Raw genomic sequence first — 19,472 nt, 5'->3', positions numbered from 1 at the left:
GGTTTACGAGTATAAACCGAACCGTAAATTAACAAAACCCTTTGGAGAGGCTAATGGCTCACCACGCACGTTGGACAATGTCGCAAGTAACTGAGTTATTTAATAAACCGCTCATCGATCTGCTATTTGAAGCGCAGCAAATCCACCGCCAGCATTTTGACCCGCGTCAGGTGCAGGTCAGTACGTTGCTATCGATTAAAACCGGCGCTTGTCCGGAAGACTGTAAATATTGCCCGCAAAGCGCACGCTACAAAACCGGCCTTGAATCCGAGCGCCTGATGGAAGTCGAGCAGGTGCTGGAATCGGCGCGTCAGGCGAAAAACGCCGGCTCGACCCGTTTCTGCATGGGCGCGGCGTGGAAGAACCCCAACGACCGCGATATGCCGTACCTGGAACAGATGGTCAAAGGCGTCAAGGCGCTGGGGCTGGAGTCCTGTATGACGCTCGGAACCCTTACCGATAGCCAGGCGCAGCGCCTGGCCGGCGCGGGGCTTGATTACTACAACCATAACCTCGACACCTCACCGGAATTTTACGGCAACATCATCACCACCCGTACCTATCAGGAGCGTCTGGATACGCTGGATAAGGTGCGCGATGCCGGGATTAAAGTGTGCTCCGGCGGCATCGTCGGGTTGGGGGAAACCGTGAACGATCGCGCCGGGCTGCTGCTGCAGTTGGCCAATCTGCCAACGCCGCCGGAAAGCGTGCCCATCAATATGCTGGTGAAGGTCAAGGGCACGCCGCTGGCGGATAACGACGATGTCGACGCCTTCGATTTCATCCGCACGATCGCCATTGCGCGCATCATGATGCCAACCTCCTACGTGCGTCTGTCCGCCGGGCGCGAGCAGATGAACGAGCAGACCCAGGCGATGTGCTTTATGGCCGGGGCTAACTCGATTTTCTATGGCTGCAAGCTGCTGACGACGCCTAACCCGGAAGAAGATAAAGACCTGCAGCTGTTCCGCAAGCTGGGGATCAATCCGCAGCAGACGGCGGTACTGGAAGGTGATAATGAGCAGCAGCAGCGCCTGGCGCAGGCCTTACTCACCCCCGACACTGAGGAATACTACAACGCGGCGGCGCTATGAGCTGGCAGCAACGAATCGATCGGGCGCTGGACGAACGGCGGGCGGCGGATGCTTTCCGCCGCCGCCTGCCGGTAAGCCACGGCGCCGGACGTTGGCTGGAGCGAGAAGGGGAGCGCTGGCTCAACTTCTCCAGTAATGACTACCTGGGCCTGAGCCAGCATGATGCGATTATCGCCGCCTGGCAGCAGGGGGCGGAACGTTATGGCGTCGGTTCTGGCGGATCGGGTCACGTTAGCGGCTATAGTCAGGCACATCGCGAGCTGGAAGAGGAACTTGCCGACTGGCTGGGCTACCCGCGCGCGTTGCTGTTTATCTCCGGCTTTGCCGCGAATCAGGCGTTGATTGCCGCGCTGGCGGAAAAAGACGATCGTATTGTGGCCGATCGCCTGAGCCATGCCTCCCTGCTGGAGGCGGCAAGCCTCAGCCCGGCGCAGCTGCGCCGCTTTACCCACAATGACCCGCAACAGCTCGCTCAACTGCTGGCGAAACCGCTGGACGGCCAGCAGTTAGTCGTTACCGAAGGGATTTTCAGCATGGACGGCGACAGCGCGCCGCTGGCTGACATTCAGGCGGCAGCCCGCAGCGCCGGAGCATTATTACTGGTTGATGATGCTCACGGAATCGGGGCGATTGGCGATGAAGGGCGCGGAAGCTGTCATACGCAGGCGGTTCGTCCGGAGCTGCTGGTGGTCACCTTCGGCAAGGCGTTTGGGGTGAGCGGCGCGGCGGTACTGTGCAATGAATCGATGGCCGACTATCTGCTGCAGTTTGCCCGTCATCTTATCTACAGCACCGCGATGCCGCCGGCGCAGGCGGTGGCGCTGAGCGCGGCCCTGCGGGTCATTCGCAGCGATGAGGGCCAGCAGCGGCGGGAAATCTTGAGCGCCCGCATCCGTCAGTTCCGCGCAGGAATGGGCGATGTTGCGCTGGGGCTGACCGATTCCCGGAGCGCGATTCAGCCGCTGATTGTCGGCGACAACGCGCGAGCGCTGGCCCTGGCCTCCAGCCTACGCGGGGCCGGCTGTTGGGCTACCGCTATTCGCCCGCCGACGGTTCCCGTCGGCGGCGCTCGCCTGCGCCTGACTCTGACTGCCGCTCATCAGGCTGAGGACATTGCTCGTTTACTGGAGGTGCTGCATGACCACGGTGAATAAGCTGGCGGTCGCCGCGGCGTTTGGTCGGGCGGCCAGCGGCTATACGCAACATGATGAGCTGCAGCGCCGCAGCGCTGAATTGCTGCTGCGCCAGTTGGCGCGGAGCGATTTTTCCCGGGTGCTCGATGCCGGCTGCGGCCCCGGCAGCATGAGCCGTTACTGGCGCGAAGCGGGAAGCGAAGTTACCGCGCTGGATCTCTCCGCCGGGATGCTGGCGCAGGCGCAACGCAACGACGCCGCGCAGCATTATCTGCAGGGCGATATCGAAGCGCTGCCGCTGCCGGATGCCTGCTTCGATCTGGCATGGAGTAACCTGGCGGTGCAGTGGTGTGACGAGCTAAGCGCGGCAATCGGCGAGCTGTACCGGGTGGTGCGGCCCGGCGGGCGAGTAGCGTTCACCACGTTGCTCGCCGGATCGCTACCGGAACTCAATCAAGCGTGGCGGGCGGTCGACGACCATCCCCATGCTAACCGTTTTCTCAGCGAACAGGCGGTAAGGGCGGCGCTGAGCGGCCTGCGCGCCGAAGGCGTCGTGCATCAGATTAGCTTACCGTTCGCCGACGCGTTAAGCGCCATGCGCTCGCTAAAGGGCATTGGCGCCACCCATTTACACCAGGGGCGGTCGTCTGCGCCGCTTAGCCGTGGCAAGCTGCGCGAACTGCAGCTGGCCTGGCCGCAACAGCAGGGCCAGTGCCCGCTGACGTATCATCTTTTTACAGGAGTCATTGAACGTGACTAAACGTTTCTTCGTTACCGGAACCGATACTGAAGTCGGTAAAACGGTCGCCAGCAGCGCGCTGCTGCAGGCGGCGAATCAGCTGGGATTTAACACCGCGGGCTATAAGCCGGTGGCTTCCGGTAGCGACCTGACCGCACACGGGTTACGCAATGAAGATGCGCTGGCCCTCCAGCGCAATAGCCGGGTAGCGCTGCGCTATGAACAGGTTAACCCTTATACCTTTGCCGAGCCGACCTCGCCGCATATTATTAGCGCCGATGAAGGACGACCAATCGCCGCGACCACGCTTTCCTGCGGCTTACGCGAGCTGGAACGCCTGGCCGATTGGGTGCTGGTGGAAGGGGCGGGCGGCTGGTTTACGCCGCTCTCGGAAACCCTGACCTTCGCCGACTGGGCGCAGCAGGAACAACTGCCGGTGATTTTAGTCGTCGGCGTTAAACTTGGCTGTATCAATCACGCGATGCTCACCGCCCAGGCGGTACGCAAGGCAGGGCTGCCGCTGGTGGGCTGGATCGCCAACGATATCCAGCCGCCGGGTAAACGCCATCGCGAATATCTGCAAACCTTAACGCGGGTATTGCCAGCGCCGCTGCTGGGGGAAATTCCCTGGCTTGCCGACGCATCGCAGCGTAAGGATCTCGCGCAGTACCTGGATCTGAGCCCACTGCAATAATCCCGCATAAGCCTGCGAGACGGCTCTATTTTTTGTTGACAGGACGATGAAATGTGGTCCAGAAAACGCAAAAAATCCAGCCGTCTTTAGCTGATAAATATCAAAAAAAATTCGATAATTTTTTTTAGTCGCGGGCTTTGGTCCGATGAGACTTTTCTGCCGGGTGGCAGACCTCGCGGCCTGCAGACAGTTATCCACTATTCCTGTGGATAACCTTGTGTATTAGAGTTAGAAAACTTGCGGTAAGCTAGAGAGTACGCGGCCTGCGAGCAAATTGGCGCGAAACCCGTCTTTTGGTAAATTATGTTTTATTTCAGCAAGTTAAATAAAAGCAATGGCTGTCAGAAAAGTGTCACCGGCTGCCATAAAAGATTCATTACCTTGCTTGACAAATGTTAAATGATAAATGTTTCTGGGGATAACCACACAGGCTGGTGGATTATTCCGCAAAGCGCGCATTTTACGCCCGCCGTCAGAGTACAACGCGTCCGTTTACCGCCATACAATAATGCGATACTGTTTTTATATCCAGTATTATTTATTGGCAAAAGTCAAACTGAAGGGTAGAATTAAACACCTGCTGGCCAATCCCATCTTCAGGTCCTGAAATATGAGCAAACCGTTCAAGCTGCACTCCGCATTCCGTCCTTCCGGCGATCAGCCCGAAGCCATCCGCCGCCTGGAAGAGGGGCTGGAAGATGGCCTTGCGCATCAGACCCTGCTTGGGGTAACCGGTTCGGGGAAAACCTTCACCATCGCCAACGTTATCGCTGATTTACAGCGCCCGACGATGGTGCTGGCGCCGAACAAAACCCTGGCGGCGCAGCTGTATGGCGAGATGAAAGAGTTCTTTCCCGAGAATGCGGTGGAGTATTTTGTCTCCTATTACGATTATTATCAGCCTGAAGCCTACGTTCCGAGCTCGGATACCTTTATCGAAAAAGACGCCTCGGTGAACGAACACATTGAGCAGATGCGTCTGTCGGCCACCAAAGCGCTGCTCGAACGGCGCGACGTGGTGGTGGTGGCTTCGGTTTCCGCCATCTACGGTCTTGGCGATCCGGATCTGTATCTGAAGATGATGCTGCACCTGACCACCGGCATGCTGATCGATCAGCGGGCGATCCTGCGCCGGCTGGCCGAACTGCAATACACCCGCAACGATCAGGCCTTCCAGCGCGGCACTTTCCGCGTGCGCGGCGAGGTTATCGATGTCTTCCCGGCGGAATCCGATGATATCGCGCTGCGTATTGAACTGTTTGACGAAGAGGTCGAACGGCTATCGCTGTTTGACCCGCTGACCGGCCACGTTGAATCGTCCATTCCACGCTATACCATCTATCCGAAAACCCACTACGTTACGCCGCGCGAGCGTATCGTTCAGGCGATGGAAGAGATCAAAGACGAGCTCGCTGACCGCCGCAAGGTACTGCTGGCGAACAACAAACTGCTTGAAGAGCAGCGGCTGAGCCAGCGCACTCAGTTCGACCTCGAGATGATGAACGAGCTGGGCTACTGCTCGGGAATTGAGAACTACTCGCGCTTTCTCTCCGGCCGCGGGCCGGGCGAGCCGCCGCCGACGCTGTTCGACTACCTGCCGGCGGATGGCCTGCTGGTTATCGATGAATCGCACGTGACTATCCCGCAAATCGGCGGTATGTACCGCGGCGACCGGGCGCGTAAAGAGACGCTGGTGGAATATGGCTTCCGCCTGCCGTCGGCGTTGGATAACCGGCCGATGAAGTTCGAAGAGTTTGAAGCGCTGGCGCCGCAGACTATCTACGTTTCGGCGACGCCGGGCGCCTATGAGCTGGAAAAATCCGGCGATGAGGTGGTAGATCAAGTCGTCCGCCCAACCGGGCTGCTGGATCCGGTCATCGAGGTGCGTCCGGTGGCGACGCAGGTCGACGACCTGTTATCAGAAATCCGTACCCGTGCGGCGATTAATGAGCGCGTACTGGTGACGACGCTGACCAAACGCATGGCGGAAGATTTAACCGAATACCTGGAAGAGCACGGCGAGCGGGTGCGCTATCTGCACTCCGATATCGATACCGTCGAGCGCATGGAAATTATTCGCGATCTGCGTCTTGGCGAGTTCGACGTGCTGGTGGGTATCAACCTGCTGCGCGAAGGGCTGGATATGCCGGAAGTATCGCTGGTGGCGATACTTGATGCCGATAAAGAGGGCTTCCTGCGTTCCGAGCGATCGCTTATCCAGACCATCGGCCGCGCGGCGCGTAACGTTAACGGCAAGGCGATCCTTTACGGCGATAAAATCACGCCATCGATGGCGAAGGCGATCGGTGAAACCGAACGCCGCCGCGAGAAGCAGCAGCGTTATAACGAAGAGCACGGTATTGTGCCGCAGGGGCTTAATAAGAAAGTGGTCGATATTCTGGCGCTGGGTCAGAACATCGCGAAGACCAAAGCCAAAGGCCGCGGTAAAGCCCGTTCTCCGGTGGAAGCCGATAGCGTCGAACTGACGCCGAAAGCGCTGCAGCAGAAGATCCACGAGCTGGAAGGGCAAATGATGCAGCACGCGCAGAACCTTGAGTTTGAGGAAGCGGCACAGATTCGCGATCAATTGCATCAGCTACGCGAACTGTTTATTGCGGCATCGTGAGGGCGATACGGGGAACGGTTAAAAAATGACGGCAATGCGTAATTTGCAATTGCCGTCACGCTATTATCTTAGGATCTTAATGTTGGCTTAATTTTCTTCAGCCAAACTATCCTCAGTTTAATGAGGATAGCGCCATGCAAAAACTGACTAACCGTGAATATCTGGCCATTGCGACCGCCTTTGTGATTGTGGTCGCCTTCTTCCATCAATGGGTATTAACCTTCTGACGCGAACTGCGCGGGAACAGCACCCAGGCTCGGACGCCCGGCCCGGGCTGGCGGTTATGCAAAAAGAATTGCGCATCGTGAAGTTGAGCGATGCGGGTGACAATGCTTAAACCGAGGCCTATTCCGCCATAGCGGCTGTCCATGCGGACAAATGCTTTACTCAGTTCGCCGCTCTTGGCCTCATCAATGCCCGGCCCTTCATCTTCTACTGCCAGAATCGGCGTATTTCCCGGTTTTACCGAAATCTTAATCTTCGACCCCGCGGGGCTATAGCGGTGCGCATTCTCCACCAGATTGCGTAAAATCACCCGCGCCAGCGTCGCATCTCCGGAAATGAGATCCTCGCCTGCGCCGCTTTCTATCTCCAGGGTCTGCTGGCGCGCTTCGAGCATTGTTTTCAGCTCATCCTGCAGGGGCTCAACCACATCTTCGCCCAAATGAACCTGCTGGTAACTCCCGGCGGAAAACGACTGCCCAACGCGCGCCAGTTGTAGCAGCTGAGAAATGCTGTTGGTCATCTGATCGAGACGTTGAATTAAGGGATCAACGCTGACGCCGTGAACCTTCGCCAGCAGTTCCAGATGCAGGCGCAGCCCGGCAAGAGGGGTACGCAGTTCGTGGGCGACGTCGGCGGTAAACAGACGCTCGCGATCGAGCGTCATGGTCAGCCGCGACACCAGTTGGTTAATCGCCATGGTCACTGCGGTCACTTCCGGCACCGACTCCTGCAGAATAATGGGTTGCAGATTATCCGGCGTCCGGCTTTCCAGCTCGCTCTGCAGGTTTGATAGCGGACGGGTGATTTTCTTCACCGCCACCAGGCTGATATACAGCGCCAGCCCGATGATCAGCAGGCTGGGTATCAGCAGGCTGGCGACCGCCTCGCGTACCTCATGCTCGACGTGCCTTTGATTGTTATGACCCTCAATGGCGCTGGCAACCAGCAGCTGGATTTGCTCTTTGCTTTCATGCCATAGCCAAAATACGCTGATCAGCTGGCAGACCACCAGAATCGCGCCGATGGTCAGCAGCAGGCGGTGGCGCATGGTCCAGGTTTCGGTCGCAAACAGTGCCATAGCGTTATTCTGACTCCGTATTATTCACCAGCATGTAGCCAAAGCCGCGGACGGTGCGGATCCGCGCTTTACCAATCTTGTCGCGCAGATTATGAATATGCACTTCGAGGGTATTGGTGGCCGGTTCGTTATCCCAGCTGTAGATATCATTGTAGAGAATTTCGCGATGCACCGGGCTGCCGGCCTTCATCATCAGGCGCGAGAGCAGGGCATACTCTTTTGGCGTCAGCTCCAGCGATTCGCCGGCCAGCCACACCTGACGACGGGTAACATTAAGGCGCAGGTTGCCGACGGTCAGCTCATTATCGCCCTGATTATTATGACGACGCAGCAGCGCGCGAATGCGGGCGTTGAGCTCTTCAAGCGCGAAAGGTTTCACCAGGTAATCGTCAGCGCCGGTATCCAGCCCGCTGATGCGGTCGCCCACGGTATCGCGGGCGGTGAGGATGAGCACCGGCTGGGTGAATTTCTCCCGGCGCATACGCGCCAGGAAATGCAGACCGTCTTCATCCGGCAGGCCCAGGTCGAGCACCACCAGACTGTAATGGTTGCTGGCTAGCGACAGCGCGGCTTCGTGCGCGGTGGCGACGCCATCGCAGACATAGCCTTCGCTTTGCATGGCCAGGATTAACCCTTGTAACAGGAGCGCATCGTCTTCAATGACTAAGATTTTCATCTGCCGGTCTCTCTACATGGCGTTAAAAGGTCGTCTTTTGCCTGATACTCGCGGGTGTCTACCCCGAGCAGGCCAAGCAGGGTAGAAAACAGATTATCTTGTGAATAATCGTTCGTCTTCGCGTGTTGTTGCAAACACTGGCTGGATACGCCATAGCGTTGCTGATAATCCGGCGACAGCCACAGCAGCATCGGCACGTGTTTTTGCGTGTCCGGCGCAATTGAGTAAGGCAGGCCATGCAGATACACGCCGTCTTCACCCAGCGATTCGCCGTGGTCAGACAAATACACCAGACTGGTGGTAAATTTATCCTGTTTTGATTGCAGCAATTTTATCGCTTTATCAACTACATAGTCGACATACAAAATGGTGTTGTCATAGGTATTGGTCAACTGTTGTTGCGTACAACTTTGGATTTCATTGGTATCGCATGTCGGAGTGAATTTTTTGAATTCAGCCGGATAGCGGTTGTAGTAGGTTGGGCCATGGCTACCAATGGTGTGCAGAACGATAATGCCATCCTGCTGTAAATTATCGATATAGCTATCCAGATTATGGAACAGCACGTCATCGTAGCACTCGCCATCAATGCACTGGCCGCTGAGGTTCAGGTTGGTGACGTTTTGGTGCGGCACGCGGTCGCAGGCGCCTTTACAGCCGCCATCGTTGTCGTTCCACAGCACCTGCACGCCGGCGCGTTGCAGAATATCCAGAACGCCTTCCTGATGGTGCGCCAGTTCTTCATCGTAATGCGCGCGCGGCATATTGGAGAACATGCAGGGGACGGAAATCGCGGTTGCGGTGCCGCAGGAGGTGGTTTTCGGGAAGTACACCACGTCGTCCTGTTTCAGGCGTGGGTTAGTTTCGCGATCGTAACCGCCCAGCGAGAAATTCTCGGCGCGCGAGGTTTCTCCCAGCACCACGATGGTCAGATTTTTACGCGCGCCGTTATGCATCACCGCTTTCTGTTTGGCATCTTCGCCGATCTTCACCAGCGGCAGGTTGTCCATCCGGTTATGCGCATACCATGAGTTCAGCGCCACAATGCTGTTGGAGGGACTTAACGATTTCACCAGCTCTTTATTGTTACGGAACACCGAGGCGTAATCTTTGTAGAACAGCGCCGCCACCAGCACAATCAGCAGTGCTGAAACGGCGATATTGAGCAGGCGCATCGCCGCGCCGCGCCAGAAAGAGGCCGGTTTACGAACTTTAATCCACCAGGCGACCAGAACCATCAATAGCCCGGAGAGGCCCAGTATGATGACCATTTTCGTCGACAGCAGAGCAAAGCTTTCCGCAGGTGTCGTATCGAAGATATTGGCGATCATCGAACGATCGATCACCACGCCGAAGGTCCAGATAAAGTACTGCGCCGAGGCGCTCAGCAGAATAAACAGGCTGATGACCACCCGGTCGAGTTTTAAGAACGAGGCGAGGGTGGTGATGATGTTCATCACGCTAATCGCCACGATCGGCATACTGAGGAAAACCAGCCAGTTATGGAGATTGTTTACCGGCAGCAGCGGGAAAACCTGGCGATAAAAGGCCAGGTTAAGAAAGATACCGATATAACAGGCAAAGAGAATCAAATAAGCCGTGCGGCCGAGTACCGGCCGACGTAAAGAAATAAACGACATAACGAATACCCGTAGTAGGAGATGCTCGTTATGTTGACAGCGATATTTTAAGACAACCTTAAGATTTTAATCTGAGGCGTCGTCTTGTTTAAAATAGTGCCGCTTGAGGATTAACCTAATGCCTGAATAGCCTGCTCCAGCGCCTGGCGAAGCAGTACGCGGTCATGCCGATAGGTGACATCGCTGGCATCCAGCGCGGTTTGAATCACCAGTCGTTCTTCCATACCCTTAACATCGGCTTTCGGCCCGACGATGGCGGCATCAATCACTTTTTTGCCGACGTAATGTTCCAGAATAGTAATTCTGTCCGCCAGCGTCAGATTGGCGGCTGGGCTATGTTCCTTACCCAGGTTATCGATAAACACCATGGGCGCCGGGGTCCGCCGCAGCGCCTGGGCCATTTCGTCGAGCAGTAAAATGGGCAGCAGGCTGGTGTAGAAGCTTCCGGGCCCAATCAGGATCAGATCGGCCTCGGCGATGGCCTCAACCGCTTCGCGAGTCGCCGGCACCGGTGGGCTGAGCATCAGTTCCTGAGGCACGTGATCCAACTGATCGATATTCACTTCACCATAAACTTCATGGCCTTCATGATCGAGCGCCACCAGATCGACTGGTTGTTCCGACATCGGAATCAGGAAAGCATCTACTTTAAGCAGATTTCTGATCAAATTGATGGCCTCTAAAGGCCGTACGCTCAGGTGATCCAGCGCCTTTAACATCAAATTTCCGAGGTTATGTCCGGAAAGCTCGCCATTGCCGCCAAAACGGTACTCAAACATTGCTGAAGCGACGCTGGGTTCGGCGATTAATTGATTAATGCAGTTGCGCATATCGCCCCAGGCGATCCCCCCTTCCGAGCGGCGAATTCGCCCCGTTGATCCGCCGTTATCGGTGGTGGTCACGATGCCGGTCAGGCGCGAGCCGAGCGACGAGAGCGACGACATCACCCGCCCCAGACCATGGCCTCCGCCAAGGGCGACGACGCGGTCCAGATCGGCGAAAGTGCGATTGCGCATACGAATTCCTTCTGTTCAATGTTCGGGTTTAGCGTATCCGATCTACCCCTAAAAGATAATGCCCGGTTTCCGTCAAACTGACCGATATCAATGTTAAAGTGTGATTTTTGGCTATTCTGTACTGAAAATGCAAGATATTAGCGATATATAGATGATTATATAGCGAAAATGAAAATGGCGAAACCATCGTGAAAGCGCTACTATCGGCATAACCAACTAACACTCTAGCCTTAGTACCTGTGTCGCAAGATATGGTGCTCTGGCCGCGGCAGCCGCGCTGTCGCCAGGGCGTGGAAAGAAATGACCACGCCTCCCGTACTTGGAAAGGTGTATATGGCCTCACAGCTTACTGATGCATTTGCGCGTAAGTTTTATTACTTGCGCCTGTCGATTACCGACGTGTGTAACTTTCGTTGCACCTACTGCCTGCCGGATGGCTACAAGCCCGGCGCCGTGACCAACAAGGGCTTTCTTAGCGTAGACGAAGTGCGCCGCGTGACGCGCGCTTTTTCCGCCCTTGGCACGGAAAAAGTCCGCCTTACCGGCGGCGAACCCTCTTTACGTCGCGACTTTACCGAGATTATTGCCGCCGTGCGTGAAAACAGCGCGATTCGTCAGATCGCGGTGACCACCAATGGTTACCGTCTGGCTCGCGATGTCGAACGCTGGCGCGATGCCGGGCTGACGGCGATAAACGTCAGCGTCGATAGCCTCGACGCTCGCCAGTTCCATGTCATTACCGGTCAGGATAAATTCCAGCAGGTGATGGACGGTATTGACGCCGCCTTTGCCGCCGGTTTTGAAAAGGTTAAGGTCAACACCGTGCTGATGCGTGATGTCAACCATCACCAGCTCGACACCTTCCTCGCGTGGATCAAACCACGTCGTATTCAGCTGCGTTTTATTGAGTTAATGGAAACCGGCGAGGGCAGCGACCTGTTCCGCCGTCACCACATTTCCGGCATGGTGCTGCGCGATGAACTGCTGCGTCGCGGCTGGATCCATCAGATCCGTCAGCGAAGCGATGGCCCGGCACAGGTCTTTTGCCATCCGGATTACGCCGGCGAAATCGGCTTGATCATGCCCTATGAAAAAGACTTCTGCGCCACCTGTAACCGTCTTCGCGTCTCATCCGTTGGCAAACTGCACCTGTGTCTGTTTGGCGAAGGCGGCGTAGATCTGCGCGACCTGATGGCCGAGGACGAGCAGCAGGCCGAGCTGGAAGCGCGGATAGCCGAAGCCTTAACCCATAAAAAGCAGACCCATTTCCTGCACCAGGGCAACACCGGTATTACGCAGAATCTATCGTATATTGGCGGATAATCGTTTTCGAAAGGAGCATTCAGATGAGCCAGGCTAGCGCTGAGTTTATCCCGACCCGTATTGCTATTCTTACCGTTTCCAACCGCCGCGGCGAAGAGGACGATACCTCCGGCCACTGGCTGCGCGATGCGCTGCACGAAGCGGGACATACCCTCGTCGATAAGGCGATTGTGAAAGAGAACCGCTACGCGATTCGCGCCCAGGTCTCGGCGTGGATTGCCAGCGATGAGGTGCAGGTGGTGCTGATCACCGGTGGTACCGGTTTTACCGACGGCGATCAGGCGCCGGAAGCGCTGCTGCCGCTGTTTGACCGCGAGGTCGAAGGTTTTGGCGAAGTGTTCCGTATGCTTTCGTTTGAAGAGATTGGCACCTCGACGCTGCAGTCCCGCGCCGTTGCCGGTGTTGCCAACCGCACGCTGATTTTCGCCATGCCGGGCTCGACTAAGGCCTGCGCCACCGCGTGGGACAATATTATCGCGCCGCAGCTGGATGCACGCACTCGCCCGTGTAACTTCATTCCTCATTTAAAGAAATAGTTTATGTCACAACTGACCCACATTAACGCCGCGGGCGAAGCCCACATGGTTGACGTCTCCGGCAAAGCGGAAACGGTACGCGAGGCGCGCGCTGAGGCTTACGTTGAAATGCAGGCCGCAACGCTTGCGATGATTATTGACGGCAGCCACCATAAAGGTGATGTGTTCGCCACCGCGCGTATCGCCGGGATCCAGGCTGCGAAACGTACCTGGGAGCTGATCCCGCTGTGTCATCCGCTGATGCTCAGCAAAGTAGAAGTGAACCTGCAGGCGCAGCCGGAACATAACCGCGTGCGCATTGAGTCACTCTGCCGCCTGACCGGTAAAACCGGCGTAGAAATGGAAGCGCTGACCGCGGCCTCGGTTGCCGCGCTGACGATTTACGATATGTGTAAAGCGGTACAGAAAGATATGGTGATTGGCCCGGTACGTCTGCTGGCGAAAAGCGGCGGTAAGTCCGGCGATTTTAAGGTGGAGGAAGCCCATGATTAACGTCCTGTTTTTTGCCCAGGTGCGCGAACTGGTTGGCACCGATACCCTGACTCTCGACGCCAGCGAATTGCCGACCGTTGAAGCCGTGCGTCAGCAGCTTGCCGCGCGCGGAGACCGCTGGGCGCTGGCGCTGGAAGAGGGAAAATTGCTGGCGGCAGTCAACCAGACGCTGACCTCGTTTGACCATCCGGTCGCGAGCGGCGACGAAGTGGCGTTTTTCCCGCCGGTCACCGGGGGCTAAGATGACGCAAACTCGTATCGTGGTTAGCCCGGCGCGCTTTTGCGTCGGCGATGAGTATCCGTGGCTGGCCGAGCGCGATGAAGACGGCGCGGTGGTCACCTTCACCGGCAAAGTGCGTAATCATAATCTCGGCGACAGCGTGAAAGCGCTGACGCTGGAGCACTATCCGGGCATGACCGAGAAATTGCTGGCGGAAATCGTCGAACAGGCGCGGGAGCGTTGGCCGCTTGGTCGGGTGACGGTTATCCATCGCATTGGCGAAATGTGGCCGGGCGAAGAGATTGTTTTTGTTGGCGTGACCAGCGCCCACCGCGGCAGCGCCTTCGCCGCCGGCGAGTTCATTATGGATTACCTGAAAACCCGCGCGCCGTTCTGGAAACGCGAGGCGACGCCGGAAGGCGAACGCTGGGTCGATGCCCGCGACAGCGATCATCAGGCGGCAGAGCGCTGGTAGTGTGATACGCTTACTGAGAGAAACTTGTTAATCAGGAGATAGTCATGGACAGATTCCCTCGTTCCGATTCAATTGTTCAGAGCCGCAGCGGCCTGCAGACCTATATGGCGCAGGTTTACGGCTGGATGACGGTCGGGTTGTTGTTAACCGCGTTTATCGCGTGGTTTGCGGCGAATACCCCGGCGGTCATGATGTTCGTCTTTTCAAGCAAAATCACTTTCTTCGGGCTGATTATCGCCCAACTGGCGCTGGTGTTTGTGCTCTCGGGGATGGTGCAGCGCTTAAGCGCGGGCATGGCGACAACGCTATTTATGCTTTATTCGGCGCTGACCGGGCTAACCTTAGCGAGCATCTTTATCGTTTATACCTATTCGTCTATCGCCAGCACTTTTGTGGTGACCGGCGGGATGTTCGGCGCGATGAGCCTGTATGGTTACACCACCAAGCGCGATCTGAGCGGCTTCGGCAGCATGCTGTTTATGGGGCTGATTGGTATCGTGCTGGCGTCGTTGGTTAACCTGTGGCTGAAGAGCGAAGCGCTGATGTGGGCGGTGACTTACATTGGTGTGGTGGTGTTTGTCGGCCTGACCGCCTACGATACCCAGAAGCTGAAAAACATCGGCGAGCAGATTGATACCCGCGATAGCGCCACGCTGCGTAAATATTCGATTCTCGGCGCTTTAACGCTGTATCTGGACTTCATCAACCTGTTCCTGATGCTGCTGCGTATCTTCGGCAACCGCCGTTAATGTTATCCCGGATAGCGGCGCGATGCGCCTTATCCGGGCTACCAATCCAGGCAATCCGCAAAAATGTCGCCCGGTGAGCGCAACCGGGCCGTTTCATCCGCGGGCCAGCTTGCGTTCGTTCTTCTGCCGCAGCTTTTTCGCCCGACTCTCCAGCACCAGATAGGCGACGGTCGCCAGCAGCAACGGCAGAAAATAGTACAGCGCGCGCCACGCCAGCAGAGCGGCGATTATCGCCCCCTTCGAAATCGACTCGCCGGAGAGCATGGCGATAAACACCGCCTCCAGCACGCCAATTCCGGCGGGAATATGAACGATAACACCGGCGATACTGCTCACCAGCAACACGCCCAGCACCAGAAAATAGTTAATCTCGCTGCCCAGGAGCAGCCAGATAATCGCCCCCATCACCATCCAGTTCGCCGCCGAAATCCCTATCTGTAGTAGAGCGAAACGAAAAGAGGGCAGCACCAGCCGCTGCCCCTTAATCGTCATGTGGCGGCGTTTAGCGAAGGCGCAAGCGAAAAGATAGAGTAGGGTAAAAAGCAGCAGAACGCTGCCAATAATACGTAGCGTAGTTTGACTGATGTACCAGTGCGGCGGCAGCGTCACCAGATTCGCGGTGAATATGACGCCGCCCAGAAGAATATAGCCCAGCCAGTTGGTGGTAATGCTAAGCGAGAAAATACGGGTAATGGTGCTGCCGTTCAGCCCCAGCCGCGAGTATAGCCGATAGCGCATTCCGATCCCGCCAACCCAGGTACTCAGCGTCAGGTTAAAGGCGTAGCAGATAAACGATACCAGCATCACCTGTTTTTTTGCCAGCTTATGGCCGCACCAGGCTCGCCCGAGCAGATCGTAGCAGCCATAAATCAGGTAACTGACGATAACCAACCCAACGGCGCTAAATAGCGCCAGACGATCGTAGCCGCGGATGACCTTCCATACATCCTGCCAGTCGACCTTTTGCGCGTAAATCACCAGCAATACGATGACGGCGATAAAAAAGAGCGCGGTCAGCACTCTTTTCGCCATCCGCCAGCGGGGATGCGATTTGCTCATAGCGGATTGTCTCTGGTTTGCGTTTCTACCCGGTCCTGGGTTTCAATTTCCGGCTGCACTGGCGGGCTGACCCTGGCTAATTGCGGGGTATGCGCCGGCAGCCAACCGACCCAGGCGGGGAAGTGGCGTAGAAAGTGGAAGGCCAGCACGCTGACGCCGAGCCGCCACCAGTTGCGTTTTGGCAGCATGGACTTATCTATCTGCTGGCAATCTCTGGCGATAAGGCCGTTGAGATTATCGCGCAGGGTCTGGTTGAACTCGCGGTCGTGGATAATCAGATTGGCCTCCAGATTCAGCGACAGGCTCAGCGGGTCGAGGTTACTTGAACCGACGGTGGCCCAGTGGTCGTCCGCCAGCGCTACCTTGCCATGCAGCGGACGGCGGCGGTATTCATACACCTGAACGCCGCCTTTAATCAGGTAGTGGTACAGCAGATGGGCGCCAAACTTAACAATCGGAATATCCGGCTCGCCCTGGACAATCAGCTTGACTCGTACGCCGCGCCGGGCGGCATTGCGCATGGCGTGCAGCAGACGGTAGCCGGGAAAGAAATAGGCGTTGGCGATGATGACCTCGCGGCGGGCGCTGGTCAGCATCTTCAGATAGTGACGTTCAATATCGTCACGATGTTCGTGATTATCACGCCAGATAAATAGTGCCTGCGCTTCGCCAGGGGTTTGGTTAATTTCCGGCTGATGGCGACGGCGACGCCACCAGCGGCGGGCTGCCTCGCTGGTGGGCAGGTTCTCCAGCTCGAATTGGAGAATATCGAGCACCACCGGCCCCTCAACCTGCACGGCATAATCCTGTTTCGCCTCCGGACCGTAATCGCTCATGTGCTCGGCAGAGTAGTTGATGCCGCCGACAAACGCCGTTGTGTCGTCAATCACCACGATTTTTCGATGCATGCGGCGGAATAAATTGGTACGCATACCCATTAGCCGGGGGCGCGGATCGTAGTAGCGGAAGACCACGCCAGCGGCGGTGAGTTCGCCAACAAACTCATCGCTGAGATCAGGCGAGCCGTAGCCGTCGAGCAGCACTTCCACCTGAATACCGCGGCGGGCGGCTTTCAGCAGCACCGCATGCAGGCGCCAGCCCACCTCATCTTCAAACCAGATAAAGGATTCGAGGATCACCTTGCGCTGCGCGCGGCCAATGGCGGCGAATAACGCCGGATAATACTGGTCGCCATTCTCCAGTAGGGTAATACGATTGCCTTCCTGCCAGCGACATTTCACAGATGTATCTCCACGCTCAGGGGCGCATGATCGGACAGATGCCGCCAGTGTTTAAGAGCCAGCGCCTTCGGATGGCTGGCATGAGCATTCTTAACGTAAATACGATCGAGGCGCAGCAGCGGGAAAGCGACCGGAAAGGTGCGCACCGGCCGCCCGCGGGCGCGAGTAAAAATCTCCTCAAGCCCCGCCTGCGCTTTTAAGGGCTGATTAGCCTGCTGGCGCCAGTCGTTGAAATCACCAGCTACTACCACCGGATCGCCTACCGGTAGCGTATTGACCCATTCCGCCAGCATCGTTAGCTGTGCCTGCCGCTGGTGCGCGCGAAGACCGAGATGCACGCAGATGACGTGGATCGTCACGCCGCTGCGCGGAGGTACGATGCGACAGTAAAGCAGGCCGCGTTTTTCGCCATTGCCGACTGAGATATCGCGATTTTCATAGTATTCAATGGGAAAGCGCGACAGTACCGCATTGCCGTGATGGCCTTCGGGGTAGACCGCGTTGCGCCCGTAGGCGTAATCGCTCCACATGGTGTCGGCAAGAAACTCGTAATGGGTGGTGTCAGGCCAGTTTTCGATATGCAAAGGGTGCACTTCGTGCGCGCCCATCACTTCCTGTAGGCAAACTATGTCGGCGCTGACGCTGCGAACGGCCTCGCGCAGTTCGGGCAAAATAAAACGCCGATTAAACGCCGTAAAGCCTTTATGAGTGTTAATTGTCAGCACGTTCACCGAAATTCGCGACGTTGGCTCAGCCATAATTCTCCAGTTAATGTCACTTTCCTGAATAAAATAGTGTAGTAGACGTCACAAAAAGATGCGGTGATACGGAATTTTCCGTAAAGTGCGGTACTCTGAGTAGCAGAGAAAAATCCTTCAGGAGAGAAGCCATGAAGTGGCAACAACGTGTACGCGTCGCAACAGGTCTTAGTTGCTGGCAGATTATGTTGCATCTACTGGTCGTGGCAGTACTGGTGATGGGTTGGATGAGCGGCGCGCTGGTGCGCGTCGGATTAGGGCTGTGCGTACTGTACGGCGTCACCCTGCTGGCGATGCTGTTTTTACAGCGTCACCATGAAGCGCGCTGGCGCGACGTGGGGGACTTCCTTGAGGAGCTCACCACAACCTGGTACTTCGGCGCCGCCATGATAGTGCTCTGGTTGTTGTCGCGCGTGCTGCACAACAACCTGCTGCTGGCCCTCGCCGGGCTGGTCATACTGGCAGGCCCGGCGGTGGTATCGCTGCTGGCGAAAGATAAAAAACTAGGCAATCTTTCTTCGGAACATCGCATACGCCGCTGAGCCGGTAGTGGCCGCTATGACTAATAGCGGCCACAAACTTCCCCACACAATCTTCAGACTCGCATCCTTCAGATAAATTTGTTTGGTGATATCGGTAAAGTGCCGGATAGGGTTGATCCAGGTGATGTCCTGCAGCCACTGCGGCATGTTTTCTACCGGTGAAACGTAGCCGGAAAGCAGAATCGCCGGCATCATAAAGACGAACACGCCGATAAATGCCTGCTGCTGGGTTGAACACAGCGAAGAAATCAATAAGCCAAAGCCCACCAGAGAGAGTCCGTAAATCAGCATGGTGAAATAGAACAGCAGCAGCGAGCCGGCAAATGGGATCTGATAGGCCCAGATGCCGATTGCCAGCACGATAGTCGCCTGCATCGTGGCGACTATCAGCGCCGGTACCGCTTTGCCAACGAATATTTGCCAGGTGGCGAGCGGTGAAACCAGCAGCTGATCGAGGGTGCCCTGTTCGCGCTCGCGAGCCACCGACAGCGACGTTACGATCATCACCCCGATGGTGGTGATCATGGCGATAAGCGACGGCACCACGAACCATTTATAGTCGAGATTCGGGTTGTACCAGTTGCGCACCACCAGTTCGCTGTTGTTCGGTTTCGCTTTGTCCTGCAGCAGATCCTGCTGATAGTTTTTAACAATCTGCTGTAGATAGTTAGCGGCGATTTGCGCGCTGTTGGAGTTACGCCCGTCGAGCAGTAGCTGTAGCGGGGCGGTTTGATAGTTGTCGAGATTACGCGAGAAATCCGCCGGGAAGCGCACCACGAGCAGGGCTTTTTGTTCATCGATGGTCGGCTGGATCTCCTGCGGGCTTTTCAGAAGCAGGACGTGGGTAAAGGCCTTTGCGCGGGCAAAGCGCTGGGTGAGCTCCACCGCGTGGCGGCCGCTATCTTCGTTATAGATAGCGATGGTAGCGTTGGTCACCTCAAGCGTGGCAGCAAAGGGAAACAGCAGTACCTGAATCAGCACCGGCATGATTAAAATCATCCGCGTTTGCGGTTCGCGCAGCAGCGACTGCAGCTCTTTGCGGATTAATGTCCATAAACGATGAAACATAGAACCTTCCTCATGTCGGACCCGGGCGACCGAAACCTATCGTAGGCCCGTTAAGCGTAGCGCCACCGGGCAAAATTCGAGCGCCAGG

The 19,472-nt window shown here is 56.7% G+C and carries 20 protein-coding genes and 1 riboswitch; of the genes, 12 read left to right on the top strand and 8 right to left on the bottom strand.

Annotated elements, in window-relative coordinates; all coding sequences use genetic code 11:
* The first annotated feature begins 53 nt into the window (after nt 1–53).
* The 5 genes from bioB to uvrB all read left to right on the top strand — a co-directional run bounded on the left by bioB (nt 54) and on the right by uvrB (nt 6,286).
* Nucleotides 54–1,094 (top strand): biotin synthase BioB, encoded by a 1,041-nt coding sequence (bioB, locus tag KGA69_RS22835; protein ID WP_213292685.1) that lies wholly within the window; start codon nt 54–56, stop codon nt 1,092–1,094.
* The gene (gene bioF / locus KGA69_RS22830; RefSeq protein ID WP_213292684.1) at nt 1,091–2,248 is read left to right on the top strand and encodes an 8-amino-7-oxononanoate synthase; all 1,158 of its coding nucleotides are present in this window, start codon (nt 1,091–1,093) and stop codon (nt 2,246–2,248) included. Before bioB ends, bioF begins: the two co-directional genes overlap by 4 nt.
* Nucleotides 2,232–2,987 (top strand): malonyl-ACP O-methyltransferase BioC, encoded by a 756-nt coding sequence (gene bioC / locus KGA69_RS22825; RefSeq protein WP_045395063.1) that lies wholly within the window; start codon nt 2,232–2,234, stop codon nt 2,985–2,987. Before bioF ends, bioC begins: the two co-directional genes overlap by 17 nt.
* Nucleotides 2,980–3,660 (top strand): dethiobiotin synthase, encoded by a 681-nt coding sequence (gene bioD / locus KGA69_RS22820; RefSeq protein ID WP_045395061.1) that lies wholly within the window; start codon nt 2,980–2,982, stop codon nt 3,658–3,660. Before bioC ends, bioD begins: the two co-directional genes overlap by 8 nt.
* A 610-nt stretch (nt 3,661–4,270) precedes the next feature.
* The gene (gene uvrB / locus KGA69_RS22815; protein ID WP_045395058.1) at nt 4,271–6,286 is read left to right on the top strand and encodes an excinuclease ABC subunit UvrB; all 2,016 of its coding nucleotides are present in this window, start codon (nt 4,271–4,273) and stop codon (nt 6,284–6,286) included.
* 205 nt (nt 6,287–6,491) lie between these two features.
* On the opposite strand, the gene pmrB is transcribed toward uvrB, so the two are convergent.
* The 4 genes from pmrB to yvcK all read right to left on the bottom strand — a co-directional run bounded on the left by pmrB (nt 6,492) and on the right by yvcK (nt 10,921).
* Nucleotides 6,492–7,589, bottom strand: coding sequence for a two-component system sensor histidine kinase PmrB (gene pmrB, locus KGA69_RS22810; protein ID WP_045395056.1), 1,098 nt, complete (start codon nt 7,587–7,589; stop codon nt 6,492–6,494).
* A 4-nt stretch (nt 7,590–7,593) separates the two neighbouring features.
* A complete protein-coding gene (pmrA, locus tag KGA69_RS22805; RefSeq protein ID WP_032705592.1) occupies nt 7,594–8,265 on the bottom strand; it encodes a two-component system response regulator PmrA in 672 nt (223 codons plus the stop codon).
* Nucleotides 8,262–9,905: a phosphoethanolamine transferase EptA gene (gene eptA, locus KGA69_RS22800; RefSeq protein WP_045395055.1), complete on the bottom strand. Its 1,644-nt coding sequence runs from the start codon at nt 9,903–9,905 to the stop codon at nt 8,262–8,264. Before eptA ends, pmrA begins: the two co-directional genes overlap by 4 nt.
* 110 nt (nt 9,906–10,015) lie before the next feature.
* Nucleotides 10,016–10,921 carry a uridine diphosphate-N-acetylglucosamine-binding protein YvcK gene (yvcK, locus tag KGA69_RS22795; protein WP_045395054.1) on the bottom strand — a complete coding sequence of 302 codons (906 nt, stop codon included), beginning with the start codon at nt 10,919–10,921 and terminating at the stop codon, nt 10,016–10,018.
* Nucleotides 10,922–11,129: 208 nt separating this feature from the next.
* Nucleotides 11,130–11,267: riboswitch (molybdenum cofactor riboswitch) on the top strand.
* Here yvcK and moaA point away from each other — a divergent pair.
* From moaA to KGA69_RS22765, 6 genes are all read left to right on the top strand, one after another.
* Nucleotides 11,255–12,244, top strand: coding sequence for a GTP 3',8-cyclase MoaA (gene moaA / locus KGA69_RS22790; protein ID WP_063447328.1), 990 nt, complete (start codon nt 11,255–11,257; stop codon nt 12,242–12,244). (Overlaps the previous riboswitch by 13 nt.)
* A gap of 23 nt (nt 12,245–12,267) precedes the next feature.
* Entirely contained in the window at nt 12,268–12,780 is a 513-nt protein-coding gene (moaB, locus tag KGA69_RS22785) for a molybdenum cofactor biosynthesis protein B (protein WP_045395052.1), read from the top strand.
* A gap of 3 nt (nt 12,781–12,783) precedes the next feature.
* Nucleotides 12,784–13,272: a cyclic pyranopterin monophosphate synthase MoaC gene (gene moaC / locus KGA69_RS22780; RefSeq protein ID WP_015367605.1), complete on the top strand. Its 489-nt coding sequence runs from the start codon at nt 12,784–12,786 to the stop codon at nt 13,270–13,272.
* Complete coding sequence (gene moaD, locus KGA69_RS22775; RefSeq protein WP_015367604.1) at nt 13,265–13,513, top strand: molybdopterin synthase sulfur carrier subunit; 249 nt, start codon at nt 13,265–13,267, stop codon at nt 13,511–13,513. Before moaC ends, moaD begins: the two co-directional genes overlap by 8 nt.
* Before the next feature lies 1 nt (nt 13,514).
* Nucleotides 13,515–13,967 carry a molybdopterin synthase catalytic subunit MoaE gene (gene moaE, locus KGA69_RS22770; RefSeq protein WP_045395051.1) on the top strand — a complete coding sequence of 151 codons (453 nt, stop codon included), beginning with the start codon at nt 13,515–13,517 and terminating at the stop codon, nt 13,965–13,967.
* Between the two features lie 44 nt (nt 13,968–14,011).
* Nucleotides 14,012–14,716, top strand: coding sequence for a Bax inhibitor-1/YccA family protein (locus KGA69_RS22765; RefSeq protein ID WP_045395050.1), 705 nt, complete (start codon nt 14,012–14,014; stop codon nt 14,714–14,716).
* Between the two features lie 93 nt (nt 14,717–14,809).
* Here KGA69_RS22765 and KGA69_RS22760 read toward each other — a convergent pair whose 3' ends face one another.
* From KGA69_RS22760 to KGA69_RS22750, 3 genes are read right to left on the bottom strand one after another with little or no spacing between them, the layout of a single operon-like run.
* The gene (locus tag KGA69_RS22760) at nt 14,810–15,775 is read right to left on the bottom strand and encodes a lysylphosphatidylglycerol synthase domain-containing protein (RefSeq protein WP_045395049.1); all 966 of its coding nucleotides are present in this window, start codon (nt 15,773–15,775) and stop codon (nt 14,810–14,812) included.
* Nucleotides 15,772–17,016 carry a cardiolipin synthase ClsB gene (clsB, locus tag KGA69_RS22755; protein ID WP_015704806.1) on the bottom strand — a complete coding sequence of 415 codons (1,245 nt, stop codon included), beginning with the start codon at nt 17,014–17,016 and terminating at the stop codon, nt 15,772–15,774. The genes KGA69_RS22760 and clsB overlap by 4 nt, the downstream gene beginning before the upstream one ends.
* Entirely contained in the window at nt 17,013–17,774 is a 762-nt protein-coding gene (locus KGA69_RS22750; protein WP_045395048.1) for an endonuclease/exonuclease/phosphatase family protein, read from the bottom strand. The genes clsB and KGA69_RS22750 overlap by 4 nt, the downstream gene beginning before the upstream one ends.
* 131 nt (nt 17,775–17,905) lie before the next feature.
* Here KGA69_RS22750 and KGA69_RS22745 point away from each other — a divergent pair, with 131 nt between their 5' ends.
* A complete protein-coding gene (locus tag KGA69_RS22745; RefSeq protein WP_047049141.1) occupies nt 17,906–18,316 on the top strand; it encodes a YbhQ family protein in 411 nt (136 codons plus the stop codon).
* Here the strand turns inward: KGA69_RS22745 and KGA69_RS22740 are convergent.
* Nucleotides 18,278–19,384 carry an ABC transporter permease gene (locus tag KGA69_RS22740; RefSeq protein ID WP_049059646.1) on the bottom strand — a complete coding sequence of 369 codons (1,107 nt, stop codon included), beginning with the start codon at nt 19,382–19,384 and terminating at the stop codon, nt 18,278–18,280. The two genes, KGA69_RS22745 and KGA69_RS22740, sit on opposite strands and share 39 nt — an antisense overlap.
* Between the last annotated feature and the right edge of the window lie 88 nt (nt 19,385–19,472).

The sequence above is a fragment of the Klebsiella sp. A52 genome, from assembly GCF_018388785.1.
Lineage (GTDB): Bacteria > Pseudomonadota > Gammaproteobacteria > Enterobacterales > Enterobacteriaceae > Klebsiella > Klebsiella aerogenes.
The sequence above is the reverse complement of the archived record's forward strand: the minus strand, read 5'-3'. Positions and strand labels throughout refer to the sequence as shown.